Consider the following 16,814-nt stretch of genomic DNA (forward strand, 5'->3'; position numbering starts at 1 on the left):
CCGGCGATCACGGTGACTAGCGCAACCGCGCCACACGCCACACGGCGAGGACCACGACCACGCCCACCACCAGGGAGTAGGCGACGACGACCCGCCAGTCCAGGCCGCGCCCCGAGCCGCGCTGCGGGAAGCCGGGCCAGGTGTAGCCGACGCGACGGGCGGCCGTCATGCCCCAGCCGGCCGCGCAGGAGCAGATGAGCAGGCCGAGCATGGCGACCACGGCCCCGCTGTCGCCGAAGTCGAAGGCGAGCGGGAAGGCGAACATCAGGGAGCCGACCGCGGCCAGCGCCACGATGGGGGCGAGCTGCCAGATGCGCAGACGGCGCTGCGGGCGCAACTCGACCTCGACCTCGGGTCCGGCGAACATCTCGTCGGGCCCGGGACCGTCGGCGGTCACACCGCCCTGGATCTCGTCCGGGCCGTCCGGGCTCAGTAGGCCGTCGCCCTCTTCCGGTTCGCCACGGTCCGTGGTGACCTGCTCGATGCCTTCTGCGGTGTCGCGAGGGCCGGCCTCCATCGCCACGCGCCCTCCCAACTCGGACTCCACTTGGTCGATCGAAGCTCGATGATGGCACGCCCCCGAAGGCCGGAACCGCGGCCGGAGCGTCCCGATGCCATGACGTGATCAGGCTGTGACCGGTCGTTCGACCAACGCCAGTGCCAGGTGCGGAAGTTCTGTGAGATCCGCCGCAGCCCCACTCAACCAGTGCACCCGGGGATCGCGCCTGAACCACGAATCCTGGCGGCGCGCGAAGCGCTTGGTGGCACGCACGGTCTCCGCGCGCGCCTCCTGTTCCGTGCACTCCCCCGCGAGCGCCGCGAGCACCTGCTGATAGCCCAGCGCACGGGACGCCGTGACCCCCTCGCGCAGGCCGCGCGCCTCCAGCGCCCGCACCTCGTCCACGAGTCCCGCGCTCCACATCCGGTCGACCCGGCGCGCGATGCGCTCGTCGAGTTCGGGACGCGCCACGTCGACGCCGATCTGGACGGTGTCGTAGACCGAGTCGTGACCGGGGAGGTTGGCGGTGAAGGGCTTGCCGGTGATCTCGATGACCTCCAGGGCCCGGACGATACGGCGGCCGTTGCTGGGCAGGATCGCGTGCGCGGCCTCGGGGTCGGCGGCGGCCAGGCGGGCATGCAGGGCTCCTGAGCCGCGCAGTGCCAGCTCCTCCTCCAGGCGGGCCCGGACCTCGGGGTCGGTGCCCGGGAACTCCAGGTTGTCGACCGCCCCGCGCACATACAGCCCGGAGCCGCCGACCAGGATCGGCCAGCGTCCTTCGGCGAGCAGTGCGTCGATGCGCTCGCGGGCGAGCCGCTGGTACTCGGCGACGGACGCCGTGACCGTCACGTCCCAGATGTCCAGGAGGTGGTGCGGGATGCCGCCGCGTTCCTCCGGCGTCAGCTTGGCGGTGCCGATGTCCATCCCTCGGTAGAGCTGCATGGAGTCGGAGTTGACGACCTCGCCCCCCAGACGCTGGGCCAGGAAGACGCCCAGATCGGACTTTCCGGCCGCGGTCGGTCCGACGACGGCGATGACTCGGGGGGTGGGGGGTGCGCTGCTCACGGTCCCAGTCTCGCAAACGTCAGCCCCTCGCCTCGAACGAGTTACGTGACAGCACGCTCATGAGGTCGTTGCCCGTTGCGAGATGTCCCGCCGCCGATTTCTGGAGGCGGTGACCCGGACGACGCAAACGGACGCACCGGGCTACGCGGGATTTCGCCCGCATGAGTAACGTATGGAGTGGATATGGGCGTTTTTGACCGGCTTCTTCGGAGGTCGAAGGCTACGGAGGAGGCGGCCACCGCCGAAACGCAGGCCGACACGCAGCCGGCCGAGCCCATGGCGGGTGAAGCGGCGGACGAGGCGGCGGAGACCGGAGCGAAGGCGGGGGTTGACGACTCGGCGGAGACGACGGCTACGGAGGCCGACGAGGCCGCGGACGGCGTCGGGATCCCCAAGCAGCAGTCCGCCGACAAGGCCGCCGACAGCGAGGCCGGCGAAGGCGCCCGCACGTAACTACCCCGCGTGAAAGGTGAACCATGGGTCTGATGGACGGTTTGAAGGCCAAACTCGCCCCGGCGAAGGACAAGGTCTCGGGCCTCGCTCAGCAGCACGGAGGCAAGATCGAGAGCGGCTTGGAGAAGGCCGCGAAAATGGTCGACGAGAAGACCAAGGGCAAGTACAGCGACAAGATCCAGTCGGGTACGGGCAAGGCCAAGGACGCCATGGACCGAATCGCGCACAAGGGCGACCCGGGGAGCACCGGACCGGCGGACGGCGGCACGCGCACACCGCCGCCCGAGTCACCCCCGCCGGCTTCCTGAACGGCACCGGCACATCGATCGGCGGACGGCCGCGGAGCGTACAGCTCCCCGGCCGTCCGCCGTTTCGGGGTCGGGCGGATGCCGTGCACGCAGGGCACCTCACCCCGTCCTGCGCGCCCGCGCCTACGACCAGCTCGCGACCATGTACCCGACCCCGTACGGCGCGTCCTCGAACAGCAGCGCGCCCCCGAGGTTCGCGCCCTCCGCCGCGCCCGCGAGGACCTGCCAGGCGGCGCGGCCGGAGGCCTTCAGTTCGTACGCCAGCTCGGCGTCCAGCGCTGTGAGGGCCGCCACGTCCGCCGCCCCCAGCGCACGCGCGACCTCCGCGTCGAAGGGTGCCGCCCGCTCGTCGAGATAGCCGGGTGCCTTCAGCGTCCGGCACGCGCTGCCGTCGCCCATCACCAGCAGCGCGACCCGCTCTGCCTGCGCGACGATGCCCCTGCCGACTTCCATACACCGCTCGGCCTCAAGAGGTTCCCCCACACCGAGCCCCTCGATCGGGGCGTCGGACCACGCGGTCCGCTCCAGCAGCCACGCGGCGACGGCGAGCGACGGCGGAAGCTCGCGCTCCGACGCCGTGGCACTGTCCGCGCCGTCCTTGCCCAGCCGTACGTCGAGATCCACTCCGTAGCCGCGGAACGAACCCCGGGTGCCCTCGGGGTGCGGTCCGCGCCCGCTCCGCTCGGCGGGCCCGACGACCACCAGGCGGTCGGGCCGGGCGGCGGCGAGCACCCCCAGGGCATCGCTGCACGCGGCCCGCGCGGCGGCCAGCTCGGGCGCGGCACCGGCGGCGACAGCGGGGACGAGGATCGGGGGGCAGGGGCAGACGGCGGCGGCTACGAGCATGGCCGGAACACTAACAAGGCGCTCAGACGGTCCACAGGGCCGCGCCCGCGGACTCGTCGGCGCCGCTCAGCGGGTCGCGGCCTCAGCCGCAGCCGCAGCCGCTCGCCGTGGCGACCGGCAGCGGCGCGGGCACGCCGATCTTCGGCAGGCCCAGCATCACGCCGGCCGGCTTGGCGGCCTCGGCCGCGTTCCGCTTCTCCCAGGCGTCGCCCGCGCGCGTGCGGCGCACGTTCAGGGTGGGGCCCTCGGCGAGGAGGTGGTGCGGGGCGGCGTAGGTGATCTCGACCGTGACCACGTCACCGGGGCGGACCTCCTGGTCCGGCTTGGTGAAGTGGACCAGGCGGTTGTCGGGCGCGCGTCCGGAGAGTCGGTGGGTGGCACCGTCCTTGCGGCCCTCGCCCTCGGCGACCATCAGCTCCAGGGTGCGGCCGACCTGCTTCTTGTTCTCGTCCCAGGAGATCTCCTCCTGGAGGGCCACCAGACGCTCGTAGCGTGCCTGGACGACCTCCTTGGGGATCTGGTTCTCCATGGTCGCGGCCGGGGTGCCGGGCCGCTTGGAGTACTGGAACGTAAACGCTTGCGCGAAGCGTGCCTCCCGGACCGCGTGCATCGTCTGCTCGAAGTCCTCCTCGGTCTCCCCGGGGAAGCCCACGATGATGTCGGTGGTGATGGCGGCGTGTGGGATGGCCGCGCGGACCTTCTCGATGATCCCCAGGTAGCGCTCCTGGCGGTAGGACCGGCGCATGGCCTTGAGGATCGGGTCGGAGCCGGACTGTATCGGCATGTGCAACTGCGGCATGACGTTCGGCGTCTCGGCCATCGCGGCGATGACGTCGTCGGTGAAGTCGCGCGGGTGCGGGGACGTGAAGCGGACGCGCTCCAGGCCCTCGATCGAGCCGCAGGCGCGCAGCAGCTTGCTGAAGGCCTCGCGGTCGCCGATGTCGGAGCCGTATGCGTTGACGTTCTGGCCGAGCAGTGTGATCTCGGAGACGCCCTCGCCAACGAGGGCCTCGATCTCGGCGAGGATGTCGCCGGTCCGGCGGTCCTTCTCCTTGCCGCGCAGCGCCGGAACGATGCAGAAGGTGCACGTGTTGTTGCAGCCGACGGAGATCGACACCCACGCCGCGTAGGCGCTCTCGCGCCGGGTCGGCAGCGTCGAGGGGAAGGCCTCCAGGGACTCCGCGATCTCGACCTGCGCCTCTTCCTGCACGCGTGCGCGTTCCAGCAGGACCGGCAGTTTGCCGATGTTGTGCGTGCCGAAGACGACGTCCACCCACGGCGCCTTCTTCACGATGGTGTCGCGGTCCTTCTGGGCGAGGCAGCCACCGACGGCGATCTGCATCCCGGGGCGCTTCGTCTTCATCGGGGCGAGGCGCCCGAGGTTGCCGTAGAGCCGGTTGTCGGCGTTCTCGCGCACGGCGCAGGTGTTGAAGACGACGACGTCCGCGTCACCGTCCGAGCCCTCGGGCGCGCGCACATAACCGGCGCCCTCCAGGAGACCGGAGAGCCGCTCGGAATCGTGGACGTTCATCTGGCACCCGTAGGTGCGCACTTCGTACGTTTTGACGTCCACTGCCCCGCTCCGGTCACCGCTGCTCATGTCACAAGGGTAGGCGGTGCCGGGAGTGGCTCTTTCTGCGGCTGGGAACCGCCATGGCTCAGCTCACTTCGGAATGCGGAGTTCCGGTGGGCCGGTCATGGCTGTCGGCGCCCCAGCCCTGCTTGCGCAGTACCCCCGCCACGTCCGGCATCTCGTAGTGCTCGCCCTTGAGGACCTTGCCGTCGGCCCTGCGGGTGATCTCGCCGTCCGGGCCGATCTTGGTCATGTTGGAGCGGTGGATCTCGGCGATCACCGCGTCGAGGTCGATGCCGTGGACGAGAGCCGTGCCGTACGCGACGTAGACGACGTCGGCCAGTTCGTGCGCGAGCCGGTCGAGGGGGCCGGTGACCGAGACCTCGGCGACCTCCGCGGCCTCCTCGGCGAGTAGTTCGCCCCGGTGGGCGGCCAGGTCGGGGGCGATCTCGGTGGGTGTTCCGCGGGCGTCCAGCCCGAAGGCGAGGTGGAATTCGCGGACCAGGTCGGCGGGCGAGGAACTCATGCCACGACCCTAACGGCCGCCACTGACACCCCGGGCCCGCGAGCCCGGCCCTGGTCAGCACCGCGTACGGGCTGGCAGGATCGCGCGCATGCTCAAGCTGTTCTCCCGTATCGGCAGGCGCCGGGCCCTGCAGGGCGCGGCCGCCGGCTTCGTCGTGCTCGGGCTGCTGGTGTGGTGGCTGATGCCCTTGGGCGACGAGCCGCCGACCGGGACGATCACCTTCAGCACCGGGACACCGCTCGGCGTCTACCAGAAGTACGGCTCGCTCCTGCGGGCCGAGTTGGACAAGGACATGCCGGGTCTCAAGGTGAAGCTGGTGAACAGCGACGGGTCGCAGGAGAACGTCGCGCGCGTGGCGACCGGCCACGCCGACTTCACCATCGCCGCGGCCGACGCGGTCGGGACGTACGAGACGGACGGCAAGCCCGGTGCCGCGGGGCTGCGCGGGGTCGCGCGGCTGTACGACGACTACGTCCAACTCATCGTGCCGCGCGGCTCGGACATCGACTCGGTCGCCGACCTGCGGGGCAAGCGGGTGGCCATAGGGCCGGACCGCTCGGGTGTGCGGCTGATCGCCGACCGGGTGCTCGCGGCGGCCGGCATCGACCCGAAGAAGGCCATCGAGCCGGTGGCGGCCGGTATCGACACCGGACCGGACCTGCTCAAGCGGGGCAAGATCGACGCCTTCTTCTGGTCGGGCGGGCTGCCGACGGACGGCCTGAAGGACCTCGCCGAGCACTACGCGTTCCAGTTCGTGCCGATCGGGGCGGACCTCGTGGCCAAGATGCACGAGCAGGGCGACGTCACCCGCTACTACCGTGCCACCAACATGCCGGAGTCGGCCTACCCCGACATCCAACGGGGGGCCACCGTCCCGACCATCGCCGTGTCCAACCTGCTGATGACCCGCAAGGACATGGACGCCAGGCTCACGGAGTGGGTCACCAAGGTCGTGATCAAGAGCCGTGACGGCATCGGCAAGCGCGTCCACTCCGCGCAGTTGGTGGACCTGCGCACGGCGATCTACACCGACCCCCTGGCCCTGCAGGAGGGCGCCCGGCGCTACTACCGCTCCGTCAAGCCGTAGGCCCACCAGGGTCGTTGACGGCCCCTCAGGCCGTGGGCCCGCTCCTGGGCACCGACATGGTCACCTTGAGGCCGTGCGGCTCGTGGTGGTCGTACGTGAGGGAGCCGCCGCCCGCGGCCAGCAGGACCTGGGAGATGGACAGGCCGAGGCCGGAGCCCTTGATGTTCTGGTGGCGGCCGCTGCGCCAGAAGCGGTCGCCGACCCGGGCGAGTTCCTCCTCGGTGAGGCCCGGCCCGTGGTCGGTGACGACGACGGTCGAAGTCTCGCCGTTCGACGCGACCGTCACCTCGACGCACTCGTCCTCGGGCGTGAACTTCACCGCGTTGTCGATCACGGCGTCCAGGGCGCTGGACAGCGTGATCGGATCGGCCCAGGCCGTGGTGGGCGGGCAACTGCCCACCAGGCGCACGCCCTTGGCCTCGGCGGTCGGTGCCCAGGCCGCGACGCGCTCGGCGGTCAGCGCGCCGATGTCGGTGATCCTGAGGTCCGCGTCCGCATGCTCGGCCAGGGCCAGGTCGAGCAGGTCGTCCAGGACCTGGGTCAGGCGTTTGCCCTCCGTGCGGACCGAGGCGATCTCGTCATTGTCCTCCGGCAGTTCGAGCGCGAGCAGTTCGATACGCAGCAGCAGCGCCGAGAGCGGGTTGCGCAGTTGGTGCGAGGCGTCGGCGACGAAGGCGCGCTGCTGCTCCAGCACGTCCTCGACGTTGTCCGCCATTTCGTTGAACGAGCGGGCCAGGCGCTGAAGTTCCGGCGGACCGCCGGCGGCCGCGACCCGGGACTTGAGGCGCCCGGTGGCGATGTCGTGGGTGGTGGCGTCGAGCACCCGTACGGGTCGCAGGACCCAACCGGTCAGCCGTAGGGCCGCGCCGACCGCCAGCAGCATCGCGCCGATCTCGCCGGCGCCGATGGTCAGCCAGCCGCGCAGGATCCGTGAGCGCATCGGCCCGGTGGGCGAGTCGGTGACCACGACCGCGATGACGTCGCCGTCCCGGATGACCGGCGAGGCGACGACCAGGTGGTTGCGCTGCCAGGGCCAGACCTGCTCCGGGTCGTGACTGCGGCGGCTGAGCAGTGCCTCGGCGAACGCCTCGCGCACCTCGCCGGTCTTGGGCAGCAGGAAGTCGTCCGGCGCGTTGGCCATGGAGGTGTCGGTGCGGTAGAAGACACCCGCGCGGATGCCGTAGACCTCGTAATAGCTGGCGAGTTCGCGGTCCAGGGTCTCCTGGCGTTCGTCCGGGGCCGTGTCGGAGGGACGCGATCCGGTGGGGGCGTCGGTGACGAACTGGGCGAGGGCCGCGAACCGCGCGGTGTCGTCGATACGGTCGACGATCACCTTCTGCTGCTGGGCGGCGGCGACGCTGATGGCGAGCGGGACGCCCAGCGCGAGCAGGACGGCCGCCATCAGGACGATGAGCAGCGGAAGGAGACGTGTACGCACGGGTGGAGGCTACGAGGCCGGAGCGACGAGCCGGTAGCCGACGCCTCGTACGGTCTCGATCAGGGCGGGCATCCGCAGCTTGGCGCGCAGGGACGCGACATGCACCTCCAGGGTGCGTCCCGTGCCCTCCCAACTGGTGCGCCACACCTCGCTGATGATCTGCTCCCGCCGGAAGACCACCCCGGGACGCTGGGCGAGCAGCGCGAGCAGATCGAACTCCTTGCGGGTCAGTTGGACGACCGAACCGTCCACGCTGACCTGGCGGGTGGGCAGTTCGATGCGGACCGGGCCCAGGCGCAGCGCGGTGTCGCCGCCCCCGCTCGCGTCCTCGTGGACGCTGCGCCGGCTGACGGCGTGGATACGGGCGAGCAACTCGCCGGTGTCGTAGGGCTTCACCACGTAGTCGTCGGCTCCGAGGTTGAGGCCGTGGATGCGGGAGCGCACGTCGGAGCGGGCGGTGACCATGATCACCGGGGTGCTGGTGCGCTTGCGGATCTTGCCGCAGACCTCGTAGCCGTCCTGGTCGGGCAGGCCCAGGTCGAGGAGGACGACACCGAAGCCGTCGCTTTCGGGAACGAGCGCCTGGAGGGCCTCCTCGCCGCTGCGGGCATGGGTGACCTCGAATCCGTGCCGCGCCAGGACCGCGGACAGAGCGGCGGCGACATGGTTGTCGTCCTCGACGAGGAGCAGTCTCATCCCGGCCCCCTCCGGTTCATCGTTCGTATGGTCTCGGCCTGTACAAAAGCACGTCTCACGCGCGCGTGCACCCAGGCAGTCACGCTGATGGACGAAGACGCCGTCAAGCGGGTTCCGGTTGCGCGGAGCTTCCGTTATCCAGCCGGTACGCGTCACTCCGACAAACTGCTACGACACGTGTCCGATTGCTATCGGATCGTGATGCTCAGATCTCGCTCAGATGTGATGACGCTGGTCGTACGGCCTCACTACTGTCCTCCGCAACCGACGAGGACGGAGCCAGCAAGCGATGACCGAAGTATCGGTGGCCAAGGAAGATGTGGCCGCGACCGGCGAACTCGTCGTCCTGAAGAGCGTCAACAAGCACTTCGGCGCGTTGCACGTACTCCAGGACATCGATCTGACGATCGCCCGCGGCGAGGTCGTCGTGGTGATCGGGCCTTCCGGATCCGGAAAGTCCACCCTGTGCCGCACCATCAACCGCCTGGAGACGATCGATTCGGGCGCGATCGCCATCGACGGAAAGCCGCTGCCCCAGGAGGGCAGGGAGCTGGCCCGGCTGCGCGCCGATGTCGGGATGGTCTTCCAGTCCTTCAACCTCTTCGCGCACAAGACCGTGCTGGAGAACGTGATGCTGGGCCAGATGAAGGTCCGCAAGGTCGAGCGGAAGCAGGCCGAGGACAAGGCCCGGGCGCTGCTCGACCGGGTCGGCGTGGCCACCCAGGCGGACAAGTACCCGGCCCAGTTGTCCGGCGGCCAGCAGCAGCGCGTCGCGATCGCGCGGGCGCTGGCCATGGACCCCAAGGTGATGCTCTTCGACGAGCCGACCTCGGCCCTCGACCCGGAGATGATCAACGAGGTCCTGGAGGTCATGCAGCAGCTCGCCCGCGACGGGATGACGATGATCGTCGTCACCCATGAGATGGGCTTCGCTCGTTCGGCTGCCAACCGAGTGGTGTTCATGGCCGACGGCCGCATCGTCGAAGAAGCTGTGCCGGACCAGTTCTTCAGCAACCCGCGCAGCGATCGGGCCAAGGACTTCCTGTCGAAGATCCTTCACCACTGACGAACAGCGACGAACAGCGATCAGCCAGCCACTGGCGGCCCGCGGACGACGGGGCGGCCGCCGACTGCCGCTGAGGGCCTCGCACGCCCTCAGGGCCCCCGTCACACGCCCTGACGGGCCCTCATCTCCTCACCAGCCAAAGGATGTTCATCATGAAGCTCCGTAAGGTCACCGCCTTCGCGACCACCGCTCTCGTCCTCTCGCTCGCCGCGACGGCCTGCGGGAGCAGCGACGGCAACGACTCCGGTTCGGGCTCCGGTGGCGGCGGCAAGATCAAGATCGGCATCAAATTCGACCAGCCGGGCCTCGGCCTGAAGCAGCCGGACGGGACCTACGCCGGCTTCGACGTGGACGTGGCGACCTATGTGGCCGGGCAGCTCGGCTACAAGCCCAGCCAGATCGAGTGGGTCGAGACCAAGAGCGCCGACCGTGAGAACGCGCTGGCGCGCGGCGACGTCAAGTTCATCGCGGCCACCTACTCGATCAACGACGAGCGCAAGCAGAAGGTCGACTTCGCCGGCCCCTACCTGCTGGCCCACCAGGACCTGCTCGTCAAGAAGAACTCGACCATCGCCAAGGCCACGGACCTCAACGGCAAGAACCTCTGCTCCGTGACCGGCTCCACGTCGGCGCAGAACATCAAGGACAAGATCGCCCCGAAGGCCAACCTGCGGGAGAACTCGGGCTACTCGGAGTGCATCGCCGCCCTGCAGAGCGGTGCCGTCGACGCGGTGACCACCGACGACTCGATCCTCGCGGGCTTCGCGGCGCAGGACAAGTTCAAGGGCCAGTTCAAGCTCGCCGGCCTCAAGCTCAGCAACGAGAACTACGGCATCGGCGTCAAGAAGGGCGACTCCGCGACCGTCAACAAGATCAACACCGCGCTGGAGAAGATGGTCAGCAGCGGTGCCTGGCAGACGGCGGTCACCAAGAACTTCGGCCCGGCGAACTACAAGAACGAGCCCGCCCCGAAGATCGGCAACATCGTCAAGTAACCGAAGAAAACACCGGTAAGGCAGGCCCCATACCCGGAAGCGCGGGAGATCGTGTTCGACTTTCTTCAAGGTTATGACGTCCTAGGGGCGTTCTGGATGACGGTGAAACTGGCCGCCATCTCCGCCCTTGGCTCCCTGGTCTGGGGCACCCTGCTGGCCGCGATGCGGGTCAGCCCGGTCCCTCTGATGCGAGGGTTCGCCACCTTCTACGTGAACACCGTCCGGAACATCCCCCTGACGGTCATCATCGTCTTCACCTCACTCGGCCTCGCCGACATCTTCGGTGTGACGATGGGCGCGTCCGACGACTTCAAGGTGCAGGGTTTCCGGCTGGCACTGCTGGGGCTCATCGCCTACCACGCGGCCTTCGTCTGCGAGGCGGTGCGCTCCGGCATCAACACCGTGCCCGTCGGACAGGCCGAGGCGGCCCGCGCCATCGGACTGAGCTTCAGCCAGGTGCTGCGGATCGTCATCCTTCCGCAGGCGTTCCGCGCGGTCATCGGACCGCTGGCCAACGTACTGATCGCCCTGACCAAGAACACCACCGTGGCGGCCGCGATCGGTGTCGCCGAGGCGGCCAGCCTGATGAAGACGATGATCGAGAACGAGGCCCAGACGGTCGCCATCGGCGTGGTCTTCGCGTTCGGCTTCGTGGTACTGACCCTGCCCACCGGCCTCATCCTGGGCTGGGTCGGCAAGCGACTGGCGGTGAAGCGATGACCTCCGTGCTCTACGACGCGCCGGGCCCCAGCGCCAAGCGGCGCAACCTGCTCCTCTCCGTCGTCTTCTTCGCCGTGCTCGCCCTGTTCCTGTGGTGGATCTGGCGGACGATGGACGACAAGGGCCAGTTGAAGTGGTCCCTGTGGCAGCCGTTCACCACGTCGGACGCCTGGACGACGTATCTGCTGCCGGGCCTCGGCGACACCCTGAAGGCCGCCGGGCTCTCCATGGTGATCGCCCTCCCCCTGGGCGCGTTCTTCGGCATCGCCCGGATGTCCGACCACCGCTGGGTGCGCGTCCCGGCCGGCGTGGTGGTCGAGTTCTTCCGGTCGATCCCGGTCCTGCTGCTGATGCTGTTCGCGAACGAGTTCTACGTCCGCTCGACGAGCATCGGCAGCGAGGAACGGCCGCTGTACGCCGTCGTCACCGGCCTGGTGCTCTACAACGCCTCGGTGCTCGCCGAGATCGTGCGGGCCGGCATCCTGTCCCTTCCCAAGGGGCAGACGGAGGCCGCGTACGCGATCGGCCTGCGCAAGGGCCAGACGATGACGAGCATCCTGCTCCCGCAGTCCGTCACCGCCATGCTGCCGGCCATCGTCAGCCAGCTCGTGGTCATCGTGAAGGACACCGCGCTGGGCGGCGTGATGCTGGGCTTCACCGAGTTGCTCAACGCGCGCAGCACGCTGGCGGCCAACTACGCCAATGTCGTGGCAAGTTTCATCGTCGTAGGGGCCATCTACATCGTGCTGAACCTCGCCCTCACCACCTTCGCGAGCTGGCTGGAGGGCCGGCTGCGGCGCAGCAAGAAGAGCACGGGCGCGGTCCTCGGTGCCGACGACTCCGTGGAGCTCAACCCCTCGGCGGTGGCGACAGGCTTCGGAGCCGGTGGCGGCGGGGGCTGATGATCGGTCAAGTGGCATGAACGGCACGGAGGCAGTGGCATGATCGCCACTGCCTCCGTCACTTGACGCAAGCACCGGCAATAGGTTGCATACGTTCTGTGATCGTGCACCTTGCTCCACCTTCCTGTTCACCCGCGTCCCGGAGGACACCGTCACGGGCAGGGGGCGCCGCACCGTGGACCCGGTGATCATCGTCGGCGCGGGGCCCGTGGGGCTCACGCTCGCCCTGGCACTGGCGCGGCAGGAGGTGCCCTCCGTCCTTCTCGACGAGGGTCCGGGCAAGGACGAACAACGCCTCGCGCGCACCGTCGTCCTGGGCGAGGACACCGCGGCGCTGATGGAGCGGCTGACCGGTGTACCGCTCGCCAAGCTCGGATCGCACTGGGCCGGATGGCGGTCGATGCGGCGCAAGCAGGTGATGCGCGAGATCACCTTCGACGAGACCGGGCCCGCCCCGCTGCACATCGCCCAGCACGTGCTCACCGGTGTTCTGCGCCGGGCCCTCGCGGGCGAGCGCCTGGTGAAGATCGCCGTGGACAACCGTCTCGACTCGGTCGAACAGGAGCCCTCGGGCGTCACCGCCCACACCCGCGGCCCCAACGGCACCTGGTGGCGCGGGAGTTACCTGGTCGGCTGCGACGGCCCGCGCTCGACCGTGCGCAAACTCCTGGACATCCGCTTCCCCGGCCGCACGGCGGTGGAGCGACACGCCGTGGCCGCGCTGCGCACGGAACTTCCGTGGCCCGGCCAGGCGTTGTTGCATCGGATGCCGCCGTGGCGGACGTCCGGACCCTCGGCCGGGGAGGTCACCGGACGCCCGCTCCCGGACGGTGTGTGGCGCCTGGACTGGCTGCTGCCGCCGGGCAAGGACCTGGTCACGCCCGAGCTGCTCCTGACCCGCGTCCGGGAGACTCTCGCGGGCTGGACCGGGGGCCCGACACCGCCGTACGACCTGCTCGACACGGGAGTGCACACCGTGCACCACCGGCTCGCTCGCCGGTGGCGGGCGGGGCGGGTGTTTCTCGCCGGGGACGCGGCGCATCTGCTGGGGGCGCTCGGCACGCAGGGGCTGGACGAGGGGCTGCGGGACGCCGACAACCTCGCCTGGAAGCTGGGGTTCGCCTGGCACCACGGGCCGCACGAGGCGCTGCTCGACAGCTATCAGGCGGAGCGGCGGGCGGTCGTGGCGGCCCGGCTGCGCGCCGCCGACCAGGCGCTGCCGCTGGTGCGCGGCGGCGCCGGGCTGCGCTCGGTCGTGCCCGGCTCGACCCGCGGCCATGACGTACTGCTCACGGACGGTCACCTGGGGCGCGGAGCGCTCGGCGCGCCGGGGGCGTACGCCGCTTCACCGCTCATGCCCCGGCACATCGAGGCGGAGATCGCCGTCGACACCCCGCCCGGTTCGCCGGTGGCCGATGTCCGGGTCACGGCGGAGGACGGCTCCGTCGTACGGCTGCGGGACCGGCTCGGGCACGACTCCCTGCTGGTCGTGCTGATCGCGCCGGGCACGGGCGTGTGGGAGCGCAAACACTGGGTGACCGCCGGGATCATGCCCCGCCTGGCGGCCGCCGTGACGGCGCTGCCGCACCCGGCCGAGCTGTTGGTCGCCGAGAGCTATCCGGGCGCCGCCGCCCACACCGTCCTCCTCGTACGGCCCGACGGGCACCTGGTCACCGCGCTGAGCGGGGTGCGCCCGGCCGACCTGTACGCGGCGGCCGAGACGACCCTCGGCGGCCCGGCGAAGACGGAGGCCACGGCCGGCTCACGCTGAGGCCTCCGTACCGAACTGTCCACATAGTGACGCTGTGTTGACCGGCCCGCACCGCCGTGCTGTACTCCGGATCATGACCGACACATCTGTCCACCTCTGGCGGAAGGTCCATCTGGACCTCGTCCGCTACGTGGGCTGCGTCTGTCACACCTTCTGCTGAATTCGCATCTCTCTCCCTCGCGCGCGCCCTTTCTGTGGGTCCGCGCGCGTTCACGCGAACACTCATCAGGACGGTGCACGTGTCTGTATCCCCCTCTGCCCCCGTGTCCTCCGCCGCGCCCGCCCAGGCGCCGACGCAGGCGGACCTGCTCGACTTCGTACGGCGTACGGCGGCCGACGCCGAGCTCATCGCCTCGCTCCCCCTCGACCCCGAGGGCCGCACCTGGGTGCGGCTCGAAGGGCCCGGGGGCAGCGAGGCCTGGCTGATCGGCTGGCCGCCCGGCAGCGGCACGGGCTGGCACGACCACGCCGACTCGGTCGGCGCCTTCCTCACCGCCGCCGGCGAGCTCAAGGAGAACTCGCTCGCCGCCCGGCTCCCGAGCCACGGCTGGAAGACCCTCGAACTGGAGGAGGGCGTGGACCGCGAGCGGCGCCTGCCGGCCGGCAAGGGCCGCGCCTTCGGCCACCACCACGTCCACGAGGTGCTCAACGAGTCCCTGGAGGAGCACGCTGTCTCCGTCCACGCGTACTACCCGCCGCTGCCGCAGATCCGCCGCTACAGCCGCACCGGCCCGGTGCTGCGCCTGGAGCAGGTCGAGCGCCCGGCGGACTGGCAGTGAGCACCGTACGCGAACAGCCGCCCGGAACAGACGAGTTGCTGGAGCGGGTCCGCGCGGACTACGAACGGATCGAGGCCCGGGCCGCGTACGACGCGGCCCAGGCCGGCGAGGCTCTCCTGGTCGACATCCGCTACGCGGCCCTGCGTGAGCGCGACGGGCTCGTCCCCGGCGCCCTGGTCGTCGAGCGCAACGAACTGGAGTGGCGCCTCGACCCCCGAGGCAGCCACCGCGCCCCCGAAGCCACCGGCCACGACCTCCGTGCCGTGGTGATCTGCGACGAGGGCTACGCGTCCAGCCTGGCAGCCGCGTCCCTGCACCGACTCGGCCTGCATCGCGCGACGGACCTGATCGGCGGCTTCCAGGCATGGAGAGCGGCGGGCCTGCCTGTCACCCCCTAGACACCGTGTCTACGACGGTGCCGGTCCGACCCCGCTCACGACCCGTCGGAGGGGCAGTAGAGCGGGGCCGTGTCCGCGTTGGCTCTGGTGATCAGCCGGGCCGGCGTGGTGGCGATCTTCTTCACCTTCTCCTTGCGGAGCAGGCTGATGGCGTTGGTGACGGCCAGTTCGCCGGTGTCCTTGGCGGAGTTGGAGACGGTGGCGGCGAAACGGCCGTCCTTGAGGGCGGCGAGTGCCGCGTCGGTGCCGTTGACCGTCACGATCCTGACCTTCTTGCCGCCGCCCGCGTCGAGCGGCTTACGGGCGGCGAACGCCATCTCCTCGTTGGCGACGAAGACGTAGTCCAGATCGGGATGCGCCTTGATCATGGCTTCGGCGACGATCTTCGCCTTCGCCGCGACGAACATGGCGGGCTGGTTCGCGACCACCTTCGCGTTCGCCGGCAGCCCCTGGGTGAAACCGCCGACGAGCAGGTCGGAGGCGGCACCGGGCGCGCCCGCGATGACACCCACCTGTACGTCGCGCCCCGCGGCGTCGTCCTCGATCCAGTCGGCGTCCAGTTTGCCCACCGCCTTCAGGTCGACGACCACGGCCCCGAGGATGTCGGACGGGTCGGCGCTGACCGAGGTCAGGAAGATCGGGATGTGCGCGCTCTTTGCCTTGGCGATGTCGCTCTTGAGCGCGGTGGTGCTGACGGTCTGCACGATGATCGCGTCGACATGGCGGTCGATCATGCTCTGGATGTTGGACAACTCCTGAGCCGCGTCCTGGTGCGAGTTGGCGGTGACGAGCTTCGCGAAGTTGCTTTTGGCTGTGTTCTGGATCGACTCCTGCAGACAGGTGTGGAACTCGGTACTCCCGCCGTTGACGAACCCGAGGGTGGTGGGCCCGTCGTCGGCGGGCGTGGCGCTGGACTCCAGCCCGCAGCCGCTCAGTAAGAGACCGATGCCGACCAGGGAGGCCACCAGCGATCTCCGGTGGCGCGCGGACAGGGGCAACGACAAGGCTGGCCGCCTTTCAGGGCGTACGAGGACCGGTCGGCGAAGCGGCCGGAGGCACTCGGGCAGGCCTGACTGCGGCTCAGCAGGCGGGGAGACCCGAGGGACGGCAGCAGAAGATACCCGCGCGCCAAACATCCGAACCCTTCACGGAACGCACACTGAGTTTGCGAGAAAGGCACTCCTGACGGGGTTGTCCACCAGTTCCCTCCTCCCCTACTGCCAGGCGGTCACCGCGGCCGCCGCCCGCACCCGGAGCGCCACTCGACCCGGCAACGCCGTGGCGACGAGAGCGAGAGTCCCGGCCACCGCGACCACCGTGAGGTACACGAGAGGGGTGACCGACGGCGCGCCCCGGACGGTCATACCGACGCTGAACGCGGTCAGGACGGCGAGGGCGATACCCCTGCCGAGCACCGTGGCGAGGAACAGCACCGACAGCGCCTCGGTGCGCAGCATCCGCAGCACCTGACGTCGGGTCGCCCCGGCCAGGCGCAGCAACGCGAACTCCCGGACCCGCTCGGCGACCGACATCGCGAGCGTGTTGACCACGGCGATGGCCGTGAAGGCCAGTACTAGGGCCTGTCTGACAATTCCCGTCGTCGCCACCGCCCTCGGAGGTCAACCGCAGTGAGCGTCAAGACAGTCACCGACGCCCCCGGGGTCTCGGAGCCGCCCGGGAAGACCCGCCGCC

General features: G+C 70.0%; 18 protein-coding genes and 1 pseudogene. 10 read left to right on the forward strand and 9 right to left on the reverse strand.

The features are described 5' to 3' along the window. Positions 1–16: 16 nt before the first annotated feature. Together ABZT04_RS39960 and miaA are read right to left on the reverse strand one after the other, a co-directional pair. Positions 17–517, reverse strand: coding sequence for a hypothetical protein (locus tag ABZT04_RS39960; protein ID WP_356063982.1), 501 nt, complete (start codon positions 515–517; stop codon positions 17–19). 108 nt (positions 518–625) lie between these two features. Next, positions 626–1,564 carry a tRNA (adenosine(37)-N6)-dimethylallyltransferase MiaA gene (miaA, locus tag ABZT04_RS39965; protein ID WP_356063938.1) on the reverse strand — a complete coding sequence of 313 codons (939 nt, stop codon included), beginning with the start codon at positions 1,562–1,564 and terminating at the stop codon, positions 626–628. Positions 1,565–1,747: 183 nt separating this feature from the next. Here miaA and ABZT04_RS39970 point away from each other — a divergent pair, with 183 nt between their 5' ends. Both ABZT04_RS39970 and ABZT04_RS39975 read left to right on the forward strand, forming a co-directional pair. Continuing rightward, the gene (locus ABZT04_RS39970) at positions 1,748–2,017 is read left to right on the forward strand and encodes a hypothetical protein (RefSeq protein WP_356063940.1); all 270 of its coding nucleotides are present in this window, start codon (positions 1,748–1,750) and stop codon (positions 2,015–2,017) included. Positions 2,018–2,040: 23 nt separating this feature from the next. Then, positions 2,041–2,325, forward strand: a complete 285-nt coding sequence (locus ABZT04_RS39975; protein WP_356063942.1) for an antitoxin — start codon at positions 2,041–2,043, stop codon at positions 2,323–2,325. 123 nt (positions 2,326–2,448) lie between these two features. Here the strand turns inward: ABZT04_RS39975 and ABZT04_RS39980 are convergent, their stop codons facing one another. The 3 genes from ABZT04_RS39980 to ABZT04_RS39990 all read right to left on the reverse strand — a co-directional run bounded on the left by ABZT04_RS39980 (position 2,449) and on the right by ABZT04_RS39990 (position 5,270). Next, the gene (locus ABZT04_RS39980) at positions 2,449–3,171 is read right to left on the reverse strand and encodes a class III extradiol dioxygenase subunit B-like domain-containing protein (RefSeq protein WP_356063945.1); all 723 of its coding nucleotides are present in this window, start codon (positions 3,169–3,171) and stop codon (positions 2,449–2,451) included. An 82-nt stretch (positions 3,172–3,253) separates the two neighbouring features. Further along, a complete protein-coding gene (gene miaB / locus ABZT04_RS39985; RefSeq protein WP_356063948.1) occupies positions 3,254–4,771 on the reverse strand; it encodes a tRNA (N6-isopentenyl adenosine(37)-C2)-methylthiotransferase MiaB in 1,518 nt (505 codons plus the stop codon). A 58-nt stretch (positions 4,772–4,829) separates the two neighbouring features. Next, positions 4,830–5,270, reverse strand: a complete 441-nt coding sequence (locus ABZT04_RS39990) for a MazG nucleotide pyrophosphohydrolase domain-containing protein (RefSeq protein ID WP_356063951.1) — start codon at positions 5,268–5,270, stop codon at positions 4,830–4,832. A gap of 88 nt (positions 5,271–5,358) precedes the next feature. Here ABZT04_RS39990 and ABZT04_RS39995 point away from each other — a divergent pair, with 88 nt between their 5' ends. After that, positions 5,359–6,357, forward strand: a complete 999-nt coding sequence (locus ABZT04_RS39995; protein WP_356063953.1) for a TAXI family TRAP transporter solute-binding subunit — start codon at positions 5,359–5,361, stop codon at positions 6,355–6,357. A 25-nt stretch (positions 6,358–6,382) separates the two neighbouring features. On the opposite strand, the gene ABZT04_RS40000 is transcribed toward ABZT04_RS39995, so the two are convergent. Further along, the gene (locus tag ABZT04_RS40000; RefSeq protein WP_356063956.1) at positions 6,383–7,795 is read right to left on the reverse strand and encodes a HAMP domain-containing sensor histidine kinase; all 1,413 of its coding nucleotides are present in this window, start codon (positions 7,793–7,795) and stop codon (positions 6,383–6,385) included. A gap of 9 nt (positions 7,796–7,804) precedes the next feature. Next, positions 7,805–8,491, reverse strand: coding sequence for a response regulator transcription factor (locus tag ABZT04_RS40005; protein ID WP_355902298.1), 687 nt, complete (start codon positions 8,489–8,491; stop codon positions 7,805–7,807). Between the two features lie 289 nt (positions 8,492–8,780). On the opposite strand from ABZT04_RS40005, the gene ABZT04_RS40010 reads away from it, so the two are divergent. The 7 genes from ABZT04_RS40010 (at position 8,781) to ABZT04_RS40040 (ending at position 15,122) form a co-directional block, all read left to right on the forward strand. Beyond that, on the forward strand, positions 8,781–9,557 hold the full coding sequence (locus ABZT04_RS40010; protein WP_356063959.1) for an amino acid ABC transporter ATP-binding protein: 777 nt from the start codon (positions 8,781–8,783) through the stop codon (positions 9,555–9,557). Positions 9,558–9,709: 152 nt separating this feature from the next. Continuing rightward, positions 9,710–10,552 carry a glutamate ABC transporter substrate-binding protein gene (locus tag ABZT04_RS40015; protein WP_356063962.1) on the forward strand — a complete coding sequence of 281 codons (843 nt, stop codon included), beginning with the start codon at positions 9,710–9,712 and terminating at the stop codon, positions 10,550–10,552. Positions 10,553–10,603: 51 nt separating this feature from the next. Continuing rightward, positions 10,604–11,272: an amino acid ABC transporter permease gene (locus ABZT04_RS40020; RefSeq protein ID WP_356063965.1), complete on the forward strand. Its 669-nt coding sequence runs from the start codon at positions 10,604–10,606 to the stop codon at positions 11,270–11,272. Then, positions 11,269–12,174, forward strand: a complete 906-nt coding sequence (locus ABZT04_RS40025) for an amino acid ABC transporter permease (protein ID WP_356063968.1) — start codon at positions 11,269–11,271, stop codon at positions 12,172–12,174. Before ABZT04_RS40020 ends, ABZT04_RS40025 begins: the two co-directional genes overlap by 4 nt. Before the next feature lie 175 nt (positions 12,175–12,349). After that, complete coding sequence (locus ABZT04_RS40030) at positions 12,350–13,945, forward strand: FAD-dependent monooxygenase (protein WP_356063971.1); 1,596 nt, start codon at positions 12,350–12,352, stop codon at positions 13,943–13,945. A gap of 239 nt (positions 13,946–14,184) precedes the next feature. After that, positions 14,185–14,724 carry a cysteine dioxygenase gene (locus ABZT04_RS40035; RefSeq protein WP_356063974.1) on the forward strand — a complete coding sequence of 180 codons (540 nt, stop codon included), beginning with the start codon at positions 14,185–14,187 and terminating at the stop codon, positions 14,722–14,724. Continuing rightward, on the forward strand, positions 14,721–15,122 hold the full coding sequence (locus ABZT04_RS40040; protein ID WP_356063976.1) for a rhodanese-like domain-containing protein: 402 nt from the start codon (positions 14,721–14,723) through the stop codon (positions 15,120–15,122). The genes ABZT04_RS40035 and ABZT04_RS40040 overlap by 4 nt, the downstream gene beginning before the upstream one ends. A gap of 35 nt (positions 15,123–15,157) precedes the next feature. Here the strand turns inward: ABZT04_RS40040 and ABZT04_RS40045 are convergent, their stop codons facing one another. Both ABZT04_RS40045 and ABZT04_RS40050 read right to left on the reverse strand, forming a co-directional pair. Continuing rightward, positions 15,158–16,120, reverse strand: coding sequence for a substrate-binding domain-containing protein (locus tag ABZT04_RS40045; protein WP_356063985.1), 963 nt, complete (start codon positions 16,118–16,120; stop codon positions 15,158–15,160). A 216-nt stretch (positions 16,121–16,336) separates the two neighbouring features. Beyond that, positions 16,337–16,699 (reverse strand): annotated as a pseudogene (locus tag ABZT04_RS40050) (ABC transporter permease); the annotation flags it as partial. Between the last annotated feature and the right edge of the window lie 115 nt (positions 16,700–16,814).

Origin of the sequence: Streptomyces sp. NPDC005492 (genome assembly GCF_040605995.1) — a bacterium.
In the GTDB taxonomy this organism is placed as follows: domain Bacteria; phylum Actinomycetota; class Actinomycetes; order Streptomycetales; family Streptomycetaceae; genus Streptomyces.